This window comes from Litorilinea aerophila (assembly GCF_006569185.2).
GTDB lineage: Bacteria > Chloroflexota > Anaerolineae > Caldilineales > Caldilineaceae > Litorilinea > Litorilinea aerophila.
Genome location: NZ_VIGC02000011.1, coordinates 14463 through 31157, shown reverse-complemented (window position 1 = coordinate 31157; position 16695 = coordinate 14463). Strand labels below are relative to the sequence as shown.

Annotated in this window: 18 protein-coding genes; 15 read left to right on the top strand and 3 right to left on the bottom strand. The window is 65.0% G+C overall.

The features are described 5' to 3' along the window. Nucleotides 1-52 precede the first annotated feature (52 nt). Nucleotides 53-619 carry an NADPH-dependent FMN reductase gene (locus FKZ61_RS10175; RefSeq protein ID WP_211358506.1) on the bottom strand — a complete coding sequence of 189 codons (567 nt, stop codon included), beginning with the start codon at nucleotides 617-619 and terminating at the stop codon, nucleotides 53-55. 272 nt (nucleotides 620-891) lie between these two features. Between FKZ61_RS10175 and FKZ61_RS10170 the strand changes: the two genes are divergently transcribed. From FKZ61_RS10170 to FKZ61_RS10135, 8 genes are all read left to right on the top strand, one after another. Beyond that, on the top strand, nucleotides 892-1443 hold the full coding sequence (locus FKZ61_RS10170) for a pyridoxamine 5'-phosphate oxidase family protein (protein ID WP_141610010.1): 552 nt from the start codon (nucleotides 892-894) through the stop codon (nucleotides 1441-1443). A gap of 47 nt (nucleotides 1444-1490) precedes the next feature. Next, complete coding sequence (locus tag FKZ61_RS10165) at nucleotides 1491-2609, top strand: amidohydrolase family protein (protein WP_141610009.1); 1119 nt, start codon at nucleotides 1491-1493, stop codon at nucleotides 2607-2609. 32 nt (nucleotides 2610-2641) lie between these two features. Further along, a complete protein-coding gene (locus FKZ61_RS10160) occupies nucleotides 2642-3007 on the top strand; it encodes a Rieske (2Fe-2S) protein (protein ID WP_141610008.1) in 366 nt (121 codons plus the stop codon). Between the two features lie 118 nt (nucleotides 3008-3125). Continuing rightward, a complete protein-coding gene (locus FKZ61_RS10155; protein ID WP_141610007.1) occupies nucleotides 3126-4049 on the top strand; it encodes an acetamidase/formamidase family protein in 924 nt (307 codons plus the stop codon). A gap of 15 nt (nucleotides 4050-4064) precedes the next feature. Beyond that, nucleotides 4065-4826 carry an SDR family NAD(P)-dependent oxidoreductase gene (locus FKZ61_RS10150; protein ID WP_141610006.1) on the top strand — a complete coding sequence of 254 codons (762 nt, stop codon included), beginning with the start codon at nucleotides 4065-4067 and terminating at the stop codon, nucleotides 4824-4826. A gap of 2 nt (nucleotides 4827-4828) precedes the next feature. Then, nucleotides 4829-5986 carry an enolase C-terminal domain-like protein gene (locus tag FKZ61_RS10145; protein ID WP_141610005.1) on the top strand — a complete coding sequence of 386 codons (1158 nt, stop codon included), beginning with the start codon at nucleotides 4829-4831 and terminating at the stop codon, nucleotides 5984-5986. A gap of 45 nt (nucleotides 5987-6031) precedes the next feature. Further along, nucleotides 6032-7360, top strand: a complete 1329-nt coding sequence (locus FKZ61_RS10140) for a M20/M25/M40 family metallo-hydrolase (RefSeq protein WP_141610004.1) — start codon at nucleotides 6032-6034, stop codon at nucleotides 7358-7360. Nucleotides 7361-7459: 99 nt separating this feature from the next. Further along, complete coding sequence (locus FKZ61_RS10135; protein WP_141610003.1) at nucleotides 7460-9097, top strand: DUF3604 domain-containing protein; 1638 nt, start codon at nucleotides 7460-7462, stop codon at nucleotides 9095-9097. 16 nt (nucleotides 9098-9113) lie between these two features. Here the strand turns inward: FKZ61_RS10135 and FKZ61_RS10130 are convergent, their stop codons facing one another. Beyond that, on the bottom strand, nucleotides 9114-9458 hold the full coding sequence (locus FKZ61_RS10130; RefSeq protein ID WP_141610002.1) for a hypothetical protein: 345 nt from the start codon (nucleotides 9456-9458) through the stop codon (nucleotides 9114-9116). Nucleotides 9459-9546: 88 nt separating this feature from the next. Beyond that, nucleotides 9547-11454, bottom strand: a complete 1908-nt coding sequence (locus FKZ61_RS10125; RefSeq protein WP_141610001.1) for an Nramp family divalent metal transporter — start codon at nucleotides 11452-11454, stop codon at nucleotides 9547-9549. Between the two features lie 154 nt (nucleotides 11455-11608). Here FKZ61_RS10125 and FKZ61_RS10120 point away from each other — a divergent pair, with 154 nt between their 5' ends. The 7 genes from FKZ61_RS10120 to FKZ61_RS10090 all read left to right on the top strand — a co-directional run bounded on the left by FKZ61_RS10120 (nucleotide 11609) and on the right by FKZ61_RS10090 (nucleotide 16687). After that, nucleotides 11609-12154: a GNAT family N-acetyltransferase gene (locus FKZ61_RS10120; protein ID WP_141610000.1), complete on the top strand. Its 546-nt coding sequence runs from the start codon at nucleotides 11609-11611 to the stop codon at nucleotides 12152-12154. Nucleotides 12155-12225: 71 nt separating this feature from the next. After that, nucleotides 12226-12939 (top strand): FKBP-type peptidyl-prolyl cis-trans isomerase, encoded by a 714-nt coding sequence (locus tag FKZ61_RS10115; protein WP_141609999.1) that lies wholly within the window; start codon nucleotides 12226-12228, stop codon nucleotides 12937-12939. A gap of 118 nt (nucleotides 12940-13057) precedes the next feature. Next, nucleotides 13058-13588 carry a HEAT repeat domain-containing protein gene (locus FKZ61_RS10110; RefSeq protein WP_170199528.1) on the top strand — a complete coding sequence of 177 codons (531 nt, stop codon included), beginning with the start codon at nucleotides 13058-13060 and terminating at the stop codon, nucleotides 13586-13588. Between the two features lie 566 nt (nucleotides 13589-14154). Further along, nucleotides 14155-14976: an alpha/beta fold hydrolase gene (locus tag FKZ61_RS10105; RefSeq protein WP_141609997.1), complete on the top strand. Its 822-nt coding sequence runs from the start codon at nucleotides 14155-14157 to the stop codon at nucleotides 14974-14976. Beyond that, on the top strand, nucleotides 14973-15572 hold the full coding sequence (locus tag FKZ61_RS10100) for a TetR/AcrR family transcriptional regulator (protein ID WP_141609996.1): 600 nt from the start codon (nucleotides 14973-14975) through the stop codon (nucleotides 15570-15572). The genes FKZ61_RS10105 and FKZ61_RS10100 overlap by 4 nt, the downstream gene beginning before the upstream one ends. A 123-nt stretch (nucleotides 15573-15695) precedes the next feature. After that, nucleotides 15696-16061, top strand: a complete 366-nt coding sequence (locus FKZ61_RS10095; RefSeq protein WP_141609995.1) for a YrdB family protein — start codon at nucleotides 15696-15698, stop codon at nucleotides 16059-16061. Between the two features lie 113 nt (nucleotides 16062-16174). After that, nucleotides 16175-16687 carry a DinB family protein gene (locus FKZ61_RS10090; protein ID WP_141609994.1) on the top strand — a complete coding sequence of 171 codons (513 nt, stop codon included), beginning with the start codon at nucleotides 16175-16177 and terminating at the stop codon, nucleotides 16685-16687. Nucleotides 16688-16695: the final 8 nt, after the last annotated feature.

The following is a 16695-nucleotide window of genomic DNA, read 5'->3' as shown; positions in this document are numbered from 1 at the left end:
GTGCTGCCTTGGGCAGTATCAGCGTCCTGCAAAGCTGTTCAGCAAAGCGCCATCATCGATGGCGGAAGAGAAGCGTCCACTCGTACAGGGCGTCCAGGAGATCCCGGAGCCGCTCGCGCAGCTCTTCATCCACCAGGCGCCCTTCCTCGTCAAAGAACTGGCTGGCCCGGGGGATCATCAGCTCTGGCTTGTTGAGCACTTTGACATCGTTGTGCAGGAGGATGTACCGCAGATGGGCCTGGGCACGCACCGTGCCGAAGCGTCCGCCCGCACCCAGGATGGCCGCGGGCTTTCCGTTCAGGGCCGGCAGTTCTTCGGCGGAGAGGCGTCGAGAGGCCCAGTCCAGCGCGTTTTTGAGCACGCCGGAGACGGAGTAGTTGTACTCCGGCGTGGCGATGAGCAGGGCGTCGGCTGCGGCGATCTGCCGTTGGAACGTTCGGACCGCCGGCGGTGTTCCCGCGGCCTCCACATCCGCATTGTAGAGAGGGAGCGGGGACAGGTCAAAAATGTGGATCTGCATCTGGGCGGGCGCCAGCTCCACCGCTGCCCGCAGAAGGGCCCGGTTGTAGGAGTGTTGGCGCAGACTGCCGGCAAAGGCGAGTACCTGGATGGGTTCCACGTTGTGTCCTTTTCTAGAGTGGTTTTCTTGTGTCTTCTGTAATCTGTGGTTTTTGACGGGGGATCGCTTTATGATACCACATCACGGACAGGCACAGGGGCCTGTCCCGACGGCGACAGCGGGCCGCAACGTCCATTCAGGGTCGCTCCTCGCTGACGCTGTTTGCTGTTGCGCTGCGGAGGCCGCCCCACTTCGACGGCCACCGAAAAGCTGGTAAAATAGATCCCGCGCACCACACCCATCTTCATCTACCCCTCTCCAAGGAGCAGGCCATGGGAAAAGTCTATCCCGAGATCGACGACAGGTTGGCCGAATGGATCCGCGGCCAGCACATTTTTTTTGTAGCCACCGCCGCCCTGGCGGAGGACGGCCTGGTGAACTGCTCGCCCAAAGGGCTGGATACCTTCGCCATCCTCGATCCCCACACCGTGGCGTACCTGGACCTGACCGGCAGCGGCATTCAGACCGTGGCCCACCTGCGGGAAAATGGCCGCATCGTCATCATGTTTTGCGCGCTGGAAGGGCCCCCAAAGATCCTGCGCCTCCACGGCCGGGGCACCGTCCTTGAGCCCGGTGACCCGGATTTTGAAAGCCTGCGCGGTCACTTTCCCCCCTATGCCGGCGTGCGCGCCATCATTCGGGTGGATGTGACCCGCATTGCCGATTCGTGTGGTACCGGCGTTCCCCTGTACGCGTACCAGGGGCAACGGGAGGCCCTGGTACGCTTTGGTGAGCAGCTGGGCGAGGAGGGGGTGCGGGCCTACCAGCGCCGCTACAACCACGAGAGCCTGGAAGGATTGCCCGGCCTCCGCAGTGCCCGTTGACGGTTGTCGAAGGATCGCTCCCCTCAAACGAACCAAGGAGGTCAACCATGGCTACAGCAGCCGACTCCCCCGCCATCGCGGCGGAAGTTGCCACCGATTCCACGGCGGCAGAGCGTATCCCCATCATCGACTGTGATGTCCACCATCAGTTTGACGACGTGTCAGTGCTCTTCCCCTACCTCCCCCGCCATTATGTGGAATACATCCAGGACTTCGGCACCATGATGCCCGGCCTGGGCTACACCAACATGCCCGGCCACGGTGCCCGCCACGACCTCTGGGTAGACGCCGACGTCAACCCGGCCACCGTGCCGGAGGTCTGCATCGAAAAACATCTGGACCGCTACCAGATCGACATCGCCATCCTTACCGGCGGCCCCTACGCCGCCGCCGTCCATCCGGACGTGGACTACGCCGCGGCCTACTGTCGGGCCTTCAACGATTGGACCCTGGATCACTGGGTCTCCAAGGATCCCCGCTTCCGGGCCTCCATCCACATCGCACCCACGGACCCGGAGCAGGCGGTGGCCGAGATCGAGCGGCTGGCACCCAGGCCGGAGTTCGTCCAGGTGATGATGCCTGCCGGCGCGCGCCTCCCCTTTGGCAACCGCTTCTACCATCCCATCTACGCGGCGTGTGAACGCCATGGACTACCCCTGTGCGTCCACTTCGGGGCGGAGGGGGCCGGCATCGCCGCACCACCCACCGCCGCCGGCTACCCATCCTACTACCTGGAGATGCGCATGGCCCGCCCCCAGATCGCCATGGCCCACACCGTCAGCCTCATCTGCGAAGGGGTCTTCGAGAAGTTTCCCGACTTTCACTTCCTCTTCATCGAGCATGACTTTTTCTGGGTGCCCGGGCTCATGTGGCACATGGACGGGGACTGGAAGAGCGTGCGGGACTACACGCCCTGGGTGAAGAAGTTGCCCAGCGAATACCTGCGGGAGCACATCCGCTTCGGCTCCCAGCCCATGCCCAACACACCCACCCGGGACGACCTGGCCCGGCTGTTGGACTGGATATGGGCCGATGAGACCCTGGTTTTCGCCAGCGACTATCCCCACTGGGACTGGGACGAGCCCAGCACCTTCCTGGCCGGCTTCCCCCGGGAGCTGCGCCGGGCCGTGATGTACGAGAATGCCCGCCAGCTCTATCATCTGTGAGCAGGAGCGCTGTCGGTAAGCAGGAGCTGACCATGAACCGCAAAGCATCCCGGCGCCAGGTGGTGGCCCATGTGGACGAACTGCCGCCGGGCTCCCGCAAGATCGTCAACATCAACGGCCGGGAGATCGGCATCTTCAACGTGGCGGGTCGCTTTTACGGCCTGCTCAACTACTGCCCCCACCGGGCCGGCCCCCTCTGCCATGGCCGGCTCCGTCCCCTGGTGGTCTCCCCGGGCGTCTACCAGGTGGCCTACGACCGGGAGAGCGAAATCATCAAGTGCCCCTGGCACCAGTGGGAGTTTGACATCAAAACCGGTCGGGCCCTCTACGACGAGACCCTGCGGGTGCGTACCTACCAGGTGGAACAGGAGGGGGACGACGTGGTCCTCTACTGGTAGGGGCGAGGCTTGCCCCGCCTGCACCCTGGACAGGGCAAGCGGACAGGGCTCGCCCTGTCCCTACAGGTTGACCACGGCTTTCATCCGTTCCAAGAACTGAGATTCCAGGAGAAGATCCATGGCGACCCATCATTTTACACCCACCCACTACTTCAACACCATCGGTTCCCATCCCCCGGTGTTGCACATCGCGCCCGGCGATACGGTGATCACCACCACGGTGGACGCCCGGGGCGCGGACGCCAGCGGTCAACCCATCACCCCCCGGGGCAACCCCATGACCGGCCCCTTCTACGTGGAAGGCGCGGAGCCAGGGGACACCCTCATCGTCTACCTGGACCGGCTGACGCCCAACCGGCCCACCGGCTGGAGCCGTAAGGTGGTCGCCGCCAACGTGGTGGATCCTGAATATGTACCTGGCATGCCCTGGCCGGCCGACGAGAGCCAGGCCCTGGCCACCTGGGCCATCAACAACGCGGCGGGCACCGCCACCCTCATCGATCCCGAGGACACCCGCCTGGGGCGGCTTCAACTTCCCCTGGCCCCCATGGTGGGGTGCTTCGGCGTGGCCCCGGCCGGCGGTCAGGCCATCTCCACCGCCACCTCCGGCCCCCACGGCGGCAACATGGACTACCGGGGCTTCGTGGCTGGGGTGACCGTCTATTTCCCGGTCTTCGTGGAGGGCGCCCTCTTCCACATCGGCGATGGCCACGCCCTGCAGGGGGACGGCGAAATCGTGGGTACCGGCATCGAGATTTCCTTTGACGTGCAGTTTACGGTGGATCTGCGCAAGGGGCAGCGATGCTTCTGGCCCCGGGGCGAGAACAACGACTACATCTTCACCGTGGGCAACGCCCGCCCCCTGGACCAGGCCACCCAACATGCCACCACCGAAATGTTGCGCTGGCTCCAGGAAGGCTACGGCCTGGACCCGGTGGGGGCGCACATCCTCATGGGGCAGACGGTGGAATATGACCTGGGCAACATCTACGACCCGGCCTATACCATGGTCTGCAAAATACCCAAGCGAGTCCTTCCTTAGCCGAAAGGAGATTTCATGACACTGACAGGACGAGTTGCCCTCATCACCGGCGGCGCCGGCGGGCTGGGGACAGCCATGGCCTGGGCCATCGCCCAGGAAGGCGCTGCCGTGGCCGTCACCTACCATCACAATCGGACCCGGGCAGAGACGTTGGTCTCCGCCATGAGGGCCGCCGGCCACCGGGCAACCGCGGTCCAGGGGGACCTGTCCACCCACCAGGGACCGGCCGCCCTCTGCGCCGCAGTGGAGGAAGCCCTGGGCCCCATCGACATCCTGGTCAACAACGCCGGCGACTGGGTGGACAAGCCCCTGCTGGAGCTGCAGGATGACGAGTGGGATCGGCTGATCCACACCGACCTGCGGGGGACCTTCCTGACCATCCGCGCCGTGGCGCCTGGCATGGTGGAGCGGGGCTGGGGGCGCATCGTCAATGTCAGCAGCGTGGCCAGCCTCAACTACGTGCCGGGCGAGGGCGTCTACGGCGTGGCCAAAGCCGGCATCAATCACCTGACCAAATCCTTTGCCGTGGAGCTGGCCCGCCATGGCGTCACCGTCAACGCGGTAGCGCCCGGCTGGACCCTCCCCGCGGACGCGCCCTACCCGCCGGACCCCGCCGATTTCCCCCAGTGCGCCGACGTGCCCAACGGCCGCCCCGGCCACGCGCGAGAAGTGGCTGCGCTGGTCTGCTTCCTGCTTGGTGACCACGCCGCCCACATCACCGGCCAGGTGCTTCCGGTGGATGGGGGGCTTTCCGCCTTCATGCCCAAGGGACGCTAACCATGAAGATCAAAGAAGTCCGGGCGTTGACCATCGACGTCACGCCACGCCCAACCACGACACCCCGCTCGCCCAGCCGGGCGAACACCCTGGAGATGAACCGGCCGGTGAACCGTTATCCTGAAGCGCGCGGCCATGGCTTTCCCCGCATGTGGCAGCGGGCCGCGGTGGTGGTCACCGCCGAGGATGGCACCTGGGGCTTCGGCCTCACCGTCCACAGCAACCCCGTGGTCTCGATCATCAACGACCATTTCGCGCCCGCCCTGGTCGGCCAGAACTGCATGGCCACCGAAAAGCTGTGGGACATGATGGCCCGCATGAGCATGGCCTATGGACCGGCCGGCCTGGCCAGCTATGCCCTCAGCGCGGTGGATGTGGCCTTGTGGGACCTGAAGGGGAAGCTCCTGGGGCGGCCGGTCTACGAGCTGCTGGGCGGCCCCCAGAAGGAGCGGATCTTCTGCTACGCCACCGGTTTCGACACCGAGTGGTACCTGGAGCTGGGTTTCAAGGCCACCAAGATCTTCACCCCCTGGGGCCCCCAGGATGGGCTGGACGGCCTGCACAAAAACGTGGAGCTGGTGGCCCGCACCCGGGAGCTGGTGGGCGACCAGGTGGAGCTCATGCTGGACTGCTGGATGTCCACCGACGTGGACTACACCCTGCGCCTGGCGGAGCTGGTCCGCCCCTATCGCCTGCGGTGGATCGAGGAGTTCGTAGCGCCGGAACGACTGGACGAATACCAGGCCGTCCGCAGCCGCTTGCCCTGGCAGACCCTGGCCGCCGGCGAACACTGGTACCTGCCCCACACCTTTGCCGCTGCGGCCAGCCGCCGCCTGGTGGACATCTTCCAGCCGGACATCCTCTGGTGCGGGGGCATCACCGGCGTGGTCAAGATTTGCCACCTGGCCGAGGCCATGGGCATCGAGGTCATCCCCCACGCGGGCATGAACTACCCCTTCGGCCAGCACCTGGCCTACGCCATGCCCGCCGTCACCTGGGGCGAACGCTCCGAGGGCGTCTCCCCGCCGGGCGTACCCCTGGCCGAGATGACCCGCCTGCCCGGTACGCCGGCTATCGAAAACGGCTACCTGGTACCCAGCGACGCGCCGGGCTTCGGCCTGGAGATTACCCAGGAGTGGATCGCAGAACATGCGGTTTGAGTGGAAGATTCAAGATTGCAGATTGGGGGAGTGAGGATCATCGAGATGACGGCGACTGTAGACCTGGATCCCATTGAACTGCTGCGGACCCTTATCCGCTTCGATACCACCAACCCGCCCGGCAATGAGGCCGCCTGCATCGCCTTCCTCCGGGAGCTGTTGACCCGGGCCGGTGTGGAAGCCACCATCCTGGCCAGGGATCCCAACCGGCCCAACCTGATTGCCCGGCTGCCCGGCCGGGGCGAGGCGCCGGGGCTGGTCCTCCAGGGCCATGTGGACGTGGTGACCACCGCCGGGCAGGCGTGGGAACATCCGCCCTTCTCGGCCGAGCTGGTGGACGGCTACGTCTGGGGGCGAGGCGCGCTGGACATGAAGGGCGGGGTGGCCATGATGGTGACCGCGTTCCTGCGGGCCTGGCGGGAGGGAGTGCGCCCGGCCGGTGATGTGATCCTGACCATCATGAGCGACGAGGAGGCGGGCAGCGACTATGGCGCCCGCTTCCTGGTGGAAGAACACCCCGAGCAATTTGCCGGGGCCGCCTACGCCATCGGCGAAGGCGGCGGCACGGCCCAGACCCTCTTCGGCCGGCGTTACTACCCGGTGATGGTGGCAGAGAAGCAGGTCTGCTGGATGCGCACCGAATTGCGCGGGCCCGGCGGCCACGGTTCTACCCCGCTGCGGGGCGGCGCCATGGCCCGGCTGGGCCGCCTGCTCACCCGCCTGGATCAGAATCGACTGCCGGTGCACATCACGCCGGTGATGGAGCGCATGATCCAGGGCCTGGCCGAGCACGCCAGCCCCACCGAGGGGGATCTGCTGCGCCGCCTGCTGGACCCCGCCCAGACCGATGCCGTGCTGGACGAGCTGGCCGACCGGGGCATCCGCCAGCACCGGCTGCTGGACGCGCTCCTTCACAACACGGTCAACGCCACTGTGGTGCGGGGCGGCGCCAAGACCAACGTGATCCCCAGCCGCATCGAGCTGGAGCTGGATGGCCGCCTGTTGCCCGGTTTCACCCCCCAGGACCTGATGACCGAGCTCCACGCCCTCCTGGGCAACGACCTCACTTTCGAAGTCATCCGCCACGACCCCGGCGTGGATCGAGTGGACATGGGCCTCTTCCCCCTGCTGGCTGGCATCCTGCAGGAGCTGGATCCCGAAGGGGTGCCCATTCCCAGCATGGTGGCTGGCTTCACCGATGGCCGCATGTTCGCCCGGTTGGGCATCCAGAACTACGGCTTCCTCCCCCTGAAGCTCCCGGCCGATTTCAACGCCAATGCCACCGTCCACGGGGCCAACGAGCGGGTACCGGTGGAGGCGATCCGCTTTGGCGCGGAGGCTCTGTATCGGGCGTTGGCGCGGTATGAGGGGTGATCAGGTGATTGGGTGGGTGAACGGAATGGGTGGGGTCGGCGTTATTGGGGGTAGAGGCCGGATGTGGGCGGTATTTCATGAGTTCAGCAGGGAGAAGTCATGACCTATCAACTGTTCTGGGGAGAGACTCATCACAATTCTTATCAGCATGGCGGCCAGGACCCGCCCTTGGTGGACATCCTGGACTTTGCCAGCCGCCATCTGGACTTCTACACCGGCGCCTACTACATGCGCTTCTTCGAGTTTGTGCCCCCCAAGCCCCATCTGCAGGGGCCGGCGCTGGCCACGGTCGGCGGCCACCTCTCCGAAGAGACAGGCACGGCCGGCCAGAACTACCGGGGCGTGCACCTGGAGCGGCCCAAGGACGCGGCGCTGATGGCCCAGGAGTGGCGAGAGTTCCAGATCGCCACGGCCAAATGGAATCGTCCGGGGGAGTTCGTGGCCTTTCCGGGCTACGAGTGGCAGGGCAACGGCCGCTGGGGCGACCACAACGTGGTCTACCAGGAGGAAGGCCATCCCCTGTGCGATGCAGACACCCTGCCGGCGCTGTACGACTTCCTGCGCAAGCTGCCCATCCGGGCCATCGCCATCCCCCACCACACCGGCTACCTGGTGGGTCAGCGCGCGCCGGACTGGCGCCACTGTGACGAACGGCTCAGCCCCTTTGCCGAACTCTTTTCCATCCACGGGTGCTCGGAGACTGACGAAGAGTGGATCGGCCTGCGCCAGAACGCCCACATGGGCCCGGGGGTCGGTGGCGGCACCTATCAGGAGGCGCTGGACCGGGGGTTGCACCTGGGGGCCATCTGCTCCACCGACAACTGGACCCACATGCCAGGCCACTGGGGACAGGGGCTCATGGGCTGCTGGGCCAGCGAGTTGAGCCGGGAAGGGCTCTGGGAGGCTTTCCTGGCCCGCCGGGTCTACGGGGTGACGGGTGACCGTATCCAGCTGGAGTTCACCTGCAACGGCGCCCGCATGGGCAGCATCCTGAGCCATGCGCCCAGGCGAGAGTTGGCCGTGACCGTGCGCGGCTCGGATGCCATCGACCGCATCGAAATTTTACGCAACGGCCGGGTGTGGGCCACCTACTGCCACCAGGGGCAGTGGTCCGAGCCCCAGCCTGGACAGCGGACCCGCTACAAGCTGCGCCTGGAAGTGGGCTGGGGCCCCCGCCCCAACGAGCTGCCCAAACCGGAGCATCACTGGGACGGCGAACTGACGGTGGGCGACGGGCGCATGGTGGGATGGGAGCCCTGCTGGATCTCGCCCTGGCAGGGTGTGCCCCGGCTGGAGGGAGACACAGCCTGGTTCCACATGGTCAGCCGCCAGGAGCATGTGGGGCGTCCCATGCAGGGCGCGACCCTCTTCGAGTTTGAAGCCACCCCAGAATCCCTGGTCCAGCTGCGCTTGAATGGCCTGGAGCTGACCGCCCCGGTCTCAGCTTTGTCCATGCGCAGCCATCTGCTCTGGTACCGCGACGAGTGCATCCACTTCCTGCGGGATGCCACCGGCCTGGAGCCAGAGCGGGCAGAAGGCAGCGATGCCTACTATCACTTCGCCCACAAAGCCAAACTGCACCGGGTCATCCCCGAGGCCGGCTATACGGTCACCTTCACCGTCACCGACGACGAGCCTTTGACCCAGGAGACCCACTACCGGGTGCGGGTGGAACAGCGCAACGGCCAGCGGGCCTGGTCCAGCCCCATCTGGGTCCAGGGGGCGGACGAGGCGTGAATTCCAGCTGGTGACATCACTCTTCGATAGGCAGGTGAAGCCGGTGGAGCAACCGGTGGGCCAGGGGAGCCATCATGATGGCTGTAACAGCCAGAAATACGACGCCCGAATAGAGGGCATAGGCAGAGGCAAAGAGTTTGCCGGCAACGGTCGTCATGGGATTGACAGGGCCCATGCCGGTCAGGATCATGGATGCATTCAACAGCGCATCCAGCCAGGAGAGTTGTTCGGTCACATGATATCCCACAACGCCGATTCCCAAGGAAAGACTGACCACACCGGTGGAGACGAGCGCATGCCAGAACAGTCGCCAGAGGAAGCGGCCCAGGGGAAGTAGCGGCTCACGACGATGTTCGTACATCTCTTTCTCCTTGATTTGATCTTCGACATGAGAATCTGTTGACTTTGGTTTTTCCCGGTACTTGCGCTCGTCCCTGTCAAGTACCTTGTTATTCCCGAGATACAATGAGCACGTGGGCACGGACCAAATGGCGCAACCGGTCGATGGTGGTGCCGTATAGGACATCCGCCACGCCTCGATGACCGTGGGAACCCACGATCAGCAGATCTGCCCCTACTTCGTTCACCAGCCGGGCCAGCTCTCCGGCGGGGTCGCCGGTGCCCACATGGCAGGTGACGGTCAAGCCTCTGGCCTGTAGCATCTCCGCCAGTGCGGCCAGCCGCTCCCGGTCCCGTTGGATCTCCCGATCGGCCGCGTTGTCCCGCAGCCCTTGGGCCGCCGGGCTTTCGGTCACATGGAGCAGGTAGTAGTGGGGGTGGTTGAAGCGGGCAAAGCGCAGGGCCTCGTTGAGCAGCCGCTCCTGACCTTCCCCAAAATCCAGGGCGATGGCGATGCGATGGTAGGCTGGTGGCAGCGCCAGTTGGGGCGCTGGCCGGGCTGGCAGGGGATGCAGGTCGGTGCCCCGAGGTTGCCCGGCCCGCCCCAAGCGGCTATCCAGCCAGGGGCGCACCGTGATGTAGGCCAGCAGGAGGAGCAAGGCCAGGCTCAGGGGCACCACACTGGCATACAGCAGCCAGGCGCGGTCCCCTGCTCTGGTCAACCAGCCCTGGATCTCATCGACGACCAGTTTCATGTTCAGCGCCACGATCAGGCCGGCCACGACCCAGGCCGCCGCCTGCAGCCGCCGGGAGATGGCAAACTCGCCCATGCGACGGCGGTCGGCCACAAAGTGAATTAAGGGGATGGTGGCGAAAGGAAGCTGGAGGGATAGCACCACCTGGCTCAGGACCAGCAGCTCGCCGGTGGACTGCTCGCCGAAGTGGAGGATGGCGAAGACGGCCGGAGCAATGGCCAACAGCCGCGTCAACAGGCGGCGCAACCAGGGGCGAATCCGCCAGTGCAGGTAGCCTTCCATCACGATCTGGCCGGCCAGGGTGCCGGTAATGGTGGAGCTCTGGCCGGAGGCCAGCAGGGCTACGGCAAAGGCGATGGGCGCCAGGGCTGTGCCCAGCAATGGCTCCAGCAGGCGATGGGCATCCTGAATCTCGGCTACTTCGTTGTGGCCGGTGCGATAGAAGACCGCCGCAGCCACGATGAGGATGACCGAGTTGACGAAAAAGGCCGCGTTCAGGGCGATGGCCGAATCGAAGGTGTTCAGACGAATGGCCTGCCAGATCTCCCGGGGCGTCCGGCCAATCTTGCGGGTCTGCACCAGGGAGGAATGCAGATAGAGGTTGTGGGGCATCACCGTCGCGCCCAAAATCCCGATGGCGATGTAGAGGGCCGTGGCGTCGGGCAGGGACGGCGTGAACCCCCGCAACACCCCGCCCCACTCGGGGCGGGCCAGGAAGATCTCGATGAGGAAGGCCACGGCGATGGTACCCACCAGGGAAGTGATGACCGCTTCCAGGCGGCGAATGCCGTAATGAGACAGGATCAGGAGCAGCAGGACGTCCAGCGCAGTGAGCAGGACGCCGTACAGCAAAGGCAGGCCGAAGAGCAGGTTCAGCGCAATGGCAGAGCCGATCACCTCGGCCAGGTCCGTGGCCGTGATGGCGATCTCGGCCAGGACGTAGAGGGGAATGTTCACCACGCTGGGATACTCTTCCCGGTTGGCCTGGGCCAGGTCGGTGCGGCTGACGATGCCCAGGCGCGCGGCCAGGCTCTGCAGGAGCACGGCCATGAGGTTGGACATGAGCAGGACCCAGATGAGCCGATAGTTGTAGCGGCTGCCTGCGGCCAGGTCCGTGGCCCAGTTGCCCGGGTCCATGTAGCCTACGGAGACCATCAAAGCCGGGCCGGTAATGGCCAGCCAACGCCGCCACCAGGAACCACCGCTGGGGACGGGAACACTTTCGTGTACTTCTTCCAGGGAGTGATGAGGGTGCGTGTCCATACGGGTATTTTCACGCCAGGAGACGAAAGCTGTCAACAAGCGCCGCCCACAAGAAGGACTTTACCCCGTTGCACTCCTCTGGCCAGGGCGTGGAACCTTGATCAAGCGAAGGAATGGTTGGTACTTTCCCGCCAGCCATGATAAAGTGGAGGCCATGGGTACGCCGACACTTGTGACCATCTACTACCTGGAGATGACCAGCCCCGATGAGCTGGTGCCGGCCCAACGGACGGTGCCCGGCCTGGCGATTCGCCAGGCGCGCATTCCCTGCCCGGAGCTGAACCGCTTCTTCTACACCACCGTGGGCGCAGACTGGCACTGGTACGAGCGGCTGAGCTGGGACGACCATCAATGGCTCGCCTACCTGGACCGGCCGGAGCTGGAGACCTGGATCGCCTACCTGGAGGATACGCCCGCCGGCTACGTGGAACTGGAAAAGCAGCCCGGCCAGCAGGTGGAGATTGCCTACTTTGGCCTGCTTCCCCGCTTTGTGGGCCGGGGCATCGGCGGTCTGTTCCTGACGGCAGCCATTCGCCGTGCCTGGGAGATGGACGCCCGCCGGGTCTGGGTGCATACCTGTACCCTGGATCATCCCCGGGCGCTCCAGAACTATCAGGCCCGAGGGTTCCGGCTCTACGACACGGTCGAAAAGGTCGTGGAGCTGCCTGCCGGCCAGGGGAGCCTGACCCCCACGGGCTGAAGTCACACGGACCCCATTCGATTTCGTGGGCGAGAAGCTCGCCCAACTCTCATGGATTAAGGAGCCATGTTTTGACGCAACAAACCGGTGTAACCTATACCGAAACCGTGGCCGGCCAGGGTGCCCGGCCCCAGCCTGGCGACGTGGTGGTGGTCCACTACACGGGCAAATTCACCGACGGTACCGTCTTCGATAGTTCTTACCAGCGCAACAAGCCCATCCAGTTCGTGCTGGGTGCTGGCCAGGTGATCCAGGGCTGGGACGAGGGGATCGCCCTCCTGCGGGAGGGCAGCAAGGGAACCCTGACCATCCCCCCGGAGCTGGGCTATGGCGAGCGGGGCGCGGGCAATGTGATCCCGCCCAACGCCACCCTGATCTTCGACGTGGAGTTACTCGAAGTTCGGCCCGGCGCGCCGGAGAAACCGACCGCCGTGGACGAGGGGGATTACAGCGTCACCGCCAACGGCGTGAAATTTGTAGACTTCCAGGTGGGCGACGGCGCCACACCCCAGCGGGGCCAGACGGTTACCCTCGACTATACCGGCTGGCTGTTGGACGGCGGTAAGTTCGACAGCTCGCTGGATCGGGGCGAGCCCCTGGAGTTTACCGTGGGCGTCGGCCAGGTGATCCCCGGGCTGGATGAAAGCCTGCTCGACATGCGGGTGGGCGGCAAGCGCCAGGTGATCATCCCGCCGGAGCTGGCCTACGGTCCCCAGGGTGCCGCCGGCGTCATCCCGCCCAACGCCACCCTGGTCTTTGAGGTGGAGCTGTTGGACGTTCAGTAAAGATTTTGGGCACTTCGCACGGGCGCAGGCCAGGAAGTCGGGAGACGGACTCCCCTTCCTGGCCCAGGCCCCTGGAGAGGCGATGGGCCTGCCAGGCTGACGAAGGAGGATGATAGCCATGGAATCTCATGAGGAACTACAGGCGAATATCCAGGTTTTGATTGCCGCCCTGCGCAACGCGGATGGGCTGGTACGTCAGAAGGCCCGCATCCAACTGGTTCGCATTGGCGAGCCCGCGGTGGATGCCCTGATCCAGGTTCTGAAACAGGACGATGGCCCCTCCCACTGGGAAGCTGCCAAGGCACTGCGGGAAATTGCCAGCCCCAAAGCGGCCCCGGCCCTGATCGAGGCCCTGGAGGACAACCAGTTCAGCGTTCGCTGGCTGGCGGCGGAAGCCCTGATTGCCCTGGGACAGGCCGGCCTGGAGCCCCTGTTGGAAGCCCTGGCAGAACGTCCCCTCTCCTCCCTGATGATCGAAGGAGCCCACCACGTCCTCCACGATTTGCTCGCCAAAAATTACCTGCTGGAACGCACCGCCGACCTGGTTCGGCCCGTCTTTCAAGCCCTGGAAGGCCCGGAGCCCAGCGTAGGCGTGCCCCTGGCTGCCTCCAAAGCCCTGTCTGAACTTCGTCGGCTCCAGCGACAATAGCCTGCTGGAAAGCCGAAACGGTCTGTCCGCTTTCGCCAACGCCCTGGGGAAATTCCGCCCAGGGCGTTTTTGTATTGGATGCCCTACGCCACCGCCTTGCTCGCCCACCTGCAGGAACGCGACACAGCCAGGCATGTCTGAAAAGTGAAAAGATAGCCGAGCAAAAAGTCAGAAATGGGGATCGTTCAAGATCGTCGGTGCAGGACGTAGGGACAGGGCTCGCTCTGTCCGTGACCCCGACGATTGTGAACCACACCGTCCGAAACTTGGGGCTTGACAAAACTAATGAGGTTAGTTATAATACTAACTATGTTAGTTCGTTGGTGAATGCAAATTCAGTACTTCACTTCACGATTGTTGCCCATTTGCGGAGTGAGTATTCTCAGATGCGGCGCTGTCCCGCTCCGCGTCGAAACCGTGAACTGCTGAATTTGGTTTCCCTGGAAGGAAGGCATGTTTCGACGCAGAGGCTTCCAGAGCGCAATCTGGCAAAATCTGTGTCCATCTGCGAAATCTGTGCTTTCTGTACGGAAGCCCCATCTATCTCCCTGAGGAGGGTGAATCCCATGTCAACTCGATATCTGGATGTTGCTGATGGTTTCCTGGCCTACGACGACCAGGGAGAGGGACCCCTGGTGGTGTGTGTGCCCTCCATGGGCGACCTGCGGGCCGAGTATCGCTACCTGGTGCCTCAACTGGTGGATGCCGGTTACCGGGTGGTCACCCTGGACGTGCGGGGCCATGGCGAAAGCAGTGTGGGCTGGACCGATTACTCGGTGGCCGGGGTGGGCAGCGACCTGGTGGCCCTGCTGCGCGCGCTGGATGGAGGGCCGGCGGTCCTGGTGGGGACCTCCATGGCGGCGGGCGCCGCGGTCTGGGCGGCGGCGGAGGCGCCGGAGCTGGTTGCTGGCCTGGTGCTGGTTGGTCCCTTCGTACGGGGGGAGCCCCTGTGGTGGCACCGCCCGGTATACGGCGCCCTCTTCCGCCGTCCCTGGGGACCGGCGGCATGGCTCTGGTACTATGGCAGCCTCTATCCCAGCCGCAAGCCGGCGGACTATGAGGCCTATGCCGGGGCGCTGCGGGCCAATCTGCAGGAGCCCGGCCGCTTTGAAGCCCTGCGGCAGATGATTTTCGCCTCCAAGCGGGCTTCGGAAGAGCGCATTCCCCGGGTCCAGGCGCCTGGCCTGGTCCTCATGGGCACCCGGGACCCGGACTTCAGCGATCCCGGCGTCGAGGCCCGCTGGGTGGCCGACGCCTTGGGTTTTCGCTGCCACCTGGTGGAAGGGGCCGGCCATTATCCCCACGCGGAGATGCCCGGGATAGCCGGTGAGCTGATCCGCGGCTTTCTGGCCGAAGTGTGGTCCCAGCCGGCGGAGGTGGTGGGATGAGCCGGCGCAGACGGCTGGATCGGGGCGGGGTGGTGGAGGCAGCCGCCCGGCTGGTCGACCAGGAGGGGGTCGATGCCCTTTCCCTGGCCCGGCTCTCCAGGGAATTGGGCGTGCAGCCGCCCTCCCTCTACAACCACGTGGAGGGGCTGGGCGGGCTCATGCGGGAGCTGGCTCTGCTCAACCTCCGGCAGATGGCTCATGCCCTGACGGCGGCGGCCATTGGGAAGGCCGGCCCGGAGGCGGTGATGGCCGTGGCCCAGGCCTATCGGGATTACATCAAGGCTCATCCGGGCGTGTACATGGCTGGCCTGCGTTATGCGGCAGGCCAGCCCGGGGATCAGGAGCTCCATGACCTGGAGCAGCAGGTGGTGGACGTGGCCCTGGCGGTGGTTGCCTCCTTTGGGCTGACGGGGGATGATGCCCTCCACGCGGTGCGGGGGCTGCGCAGTGTGGTCCACGGCTTTGCCACCCTGGAGATTGCCGGTGGTTTTGGCCTCTCTTTGGACTGTGACGAAAGCTTTCGTCGTCTGGTGCAGATCTTTTATCGAGGCCTGGAGAACACAGTGGAGGAGGGGCATCCGCTGTCGGCCCGCTGATGGCTCTTCTGGCGAATCTGGTGAAATCTGGGCTTTCTGGAGTAAACCCCTTGATGAACGGCTGAGTGGTGGGGAATTAGGACCAGGACTTCGGACTCAGGACTTTGCTACGGGGAGGAGAAAATGACCACTGTTACGTTGGGGTTAGGGCTTCACTTTGTGCTGGAGCTGCTTGCGTTGACTGCGCTGGTATATTGGGGATTTCAGACCGGCGATCACCTGCTGGCCAGGCTGGCGTTGGGGGTGGGCCTGCCTGTGTTGGCCGCCGTGATCTGGGCCGTCCTGCGGGTTCCCAACGACCCCGGTCCGGCCCTGATCCCGGTCCCAGGCCCTCTCCGGCTTGGAATTGAGTGGGTGATCCTGGGGGCAGCGGCCTGGGCGCTGGCCGCCACAGGGGCCCGGGGGCTGGCCGCGGGGTTCCTCGTCGCCGTGGTCATCGACTATCTGCTGATGGCCCCGCGGGTGCTCTGGCTGTGGGGGCAGCGGTAGAGCACAACCATTCCAGGGGGTCCATAGTTCCCCACCTGGGCAATCCCCTGTTATAATTGGGCAGGCCGGCCCTGTGCACCCCAGCACCACCCAGCGATTTCCACGGAGGAACCATGGCTATCTCCACCCACGAGCCCGACACCCAGGCCGTGCTCGCGTCCCAATATCTGGCCGCGCTCCAGATGCTCCAACAGGCTGTTCAGCGCTGCCCGGCGTTCCTCTGGGATGACGCCACCTACGCCAATCGCTTCTGGCAGGTTGCCTACCACGCCCTCTTCTATACCCACCTCTACCTGCAGCCGTCTGAGGACGATTTCGTACCCTGGCCTGGTCATCGGGCCGACTCCCACGCCATGGGATCCGCCGCTGCTGGCGAGGAGGGCAGGGCACCACAGCCCTATGCGGTGGAGGAGGTGTTGGCCTACCTGGCCTTTTGCCGGCAACAGCTTGGCGGGTGGCTCGCCGCCCTGGATTGGCAGGCGCCCTCCGGCTTCCACTGGCTCCCCATGAACAAGCTGGAACTTCAGTTTTACAACCTGCGCCACCTTCAACACCATACCGGCGAGTTGTACGAACGGCTGGGCACAGCCGCCAACCTGGAGCTGGCCTGGATCGGTCGCGGCTGAGGGTCCAT

Coding starts and splice junctions, on each gene's coding strand:
- FKZ61_RS10170 (WP_141610010.1), top strand. CDS start 892: ATGGGAAAAGTCTATCCCGAGATCGACGACAGGTTGGCCGAATGGATC.
- FKZ61_RS10165 (WP_141610009.1), top strand. CDS start 1,491: ATGGCTACAGCAGCCGACTCCCCCGCCATCGCGGCGGAAGTTGCCACC.
- FKZ61_RS10160 (WP_141610008.1), top strand. CDS start 2,642: ATGAACCGCAAAGCATCCCGGCGCCAGGTGGTGGCCCATGTGGACGAA.
- FKZ61_RS10155 (WP_141610007.1), top strand. CDS start 3,126: ATGGCGACCCATCATTTTACACCCACCCACTACTTCAACACCATCGGT.
- FKZ61_RS10150 (WP_141610006.1), top strand. CDS start 4,065: ATGACACTGACAGGACGAGTTGCCCTCATCACCGGCGGCGCCGGCGGG.
- FKZ61_RS10145 (WP_141610005.1), top strand. CDS start 4,829: ATGAAGATCAAAGAAGTCCGGGCGTTGACCATCGACGTCACGCCACGC.
- FKZ61_RS10140 (WP_141610004.1), top strand. CDS start 6,032: ATGACGGCGACTGTAGACCTGGATCCCATTGAACTGCTGCGGACCCTT.
- FKZ61_RS10135 (WP_141610003.1), top strand. CDS start 7,460: ATGACCTATCAACTGTTCTGGGGAGAGACTCATCACAATTCTTATCAG.
- FKZ61_RS10130 (WP_141610002.1), bottom strand. CDS start 9,458: ATGTACGAACATCGTCGTGAGCCGCTACTTCCCCTGGGCCGCTTCCTC.
- FKZ61_RS10125 (WP_141610001.1), bottom strand. CDS start 11,454: ATGGACACGCACCCTCATCACTCCCTGGAAGAAGTACACGAAAGTGTT.
- FKZ61_RS10120 (WP_141610000.1), top strand. CDS start 11,609: ATGGGTACGCCGACACTTGTGACCATCTACTACCTGGAGATGACCAGC.
- FKZ61_RS10110 (WP_170199528.1), top strand. CDS start 13,058: ATGGAATCTCATGAGGAACTACAGGCGAATATCCAGGTTTTGATTGCC.
- FKZ61_RS10105 (WP_141609997.1), top strand. CDS start 14,155: ATGTCAACTCGATATCTGGATGTTGCTGATGGTTTCCTGGCCTACGAC.
- FKZ61_RS10100 (WP_141609996.1), top strand. CDS start 14,973: ATGAGCCGGCGCAGACGGCTGGATCGGGGCGGGGTGGTGGAGGCAGCC.
- FKZ61_RS10095 (WP_141609995.1), top strand. CDS start 15,696: ATGACCACTGTTACGTTGGGGTTAGGGCTTCACTTTGTGCTGGAGCTG.
- FKZ61_RS10090 (WP_141609994.1), top strand. CDS start 16,175: ATGGCTATCTCCACCCACGAGCCCGACACCCAGGCCGTGCTCGCGTCC.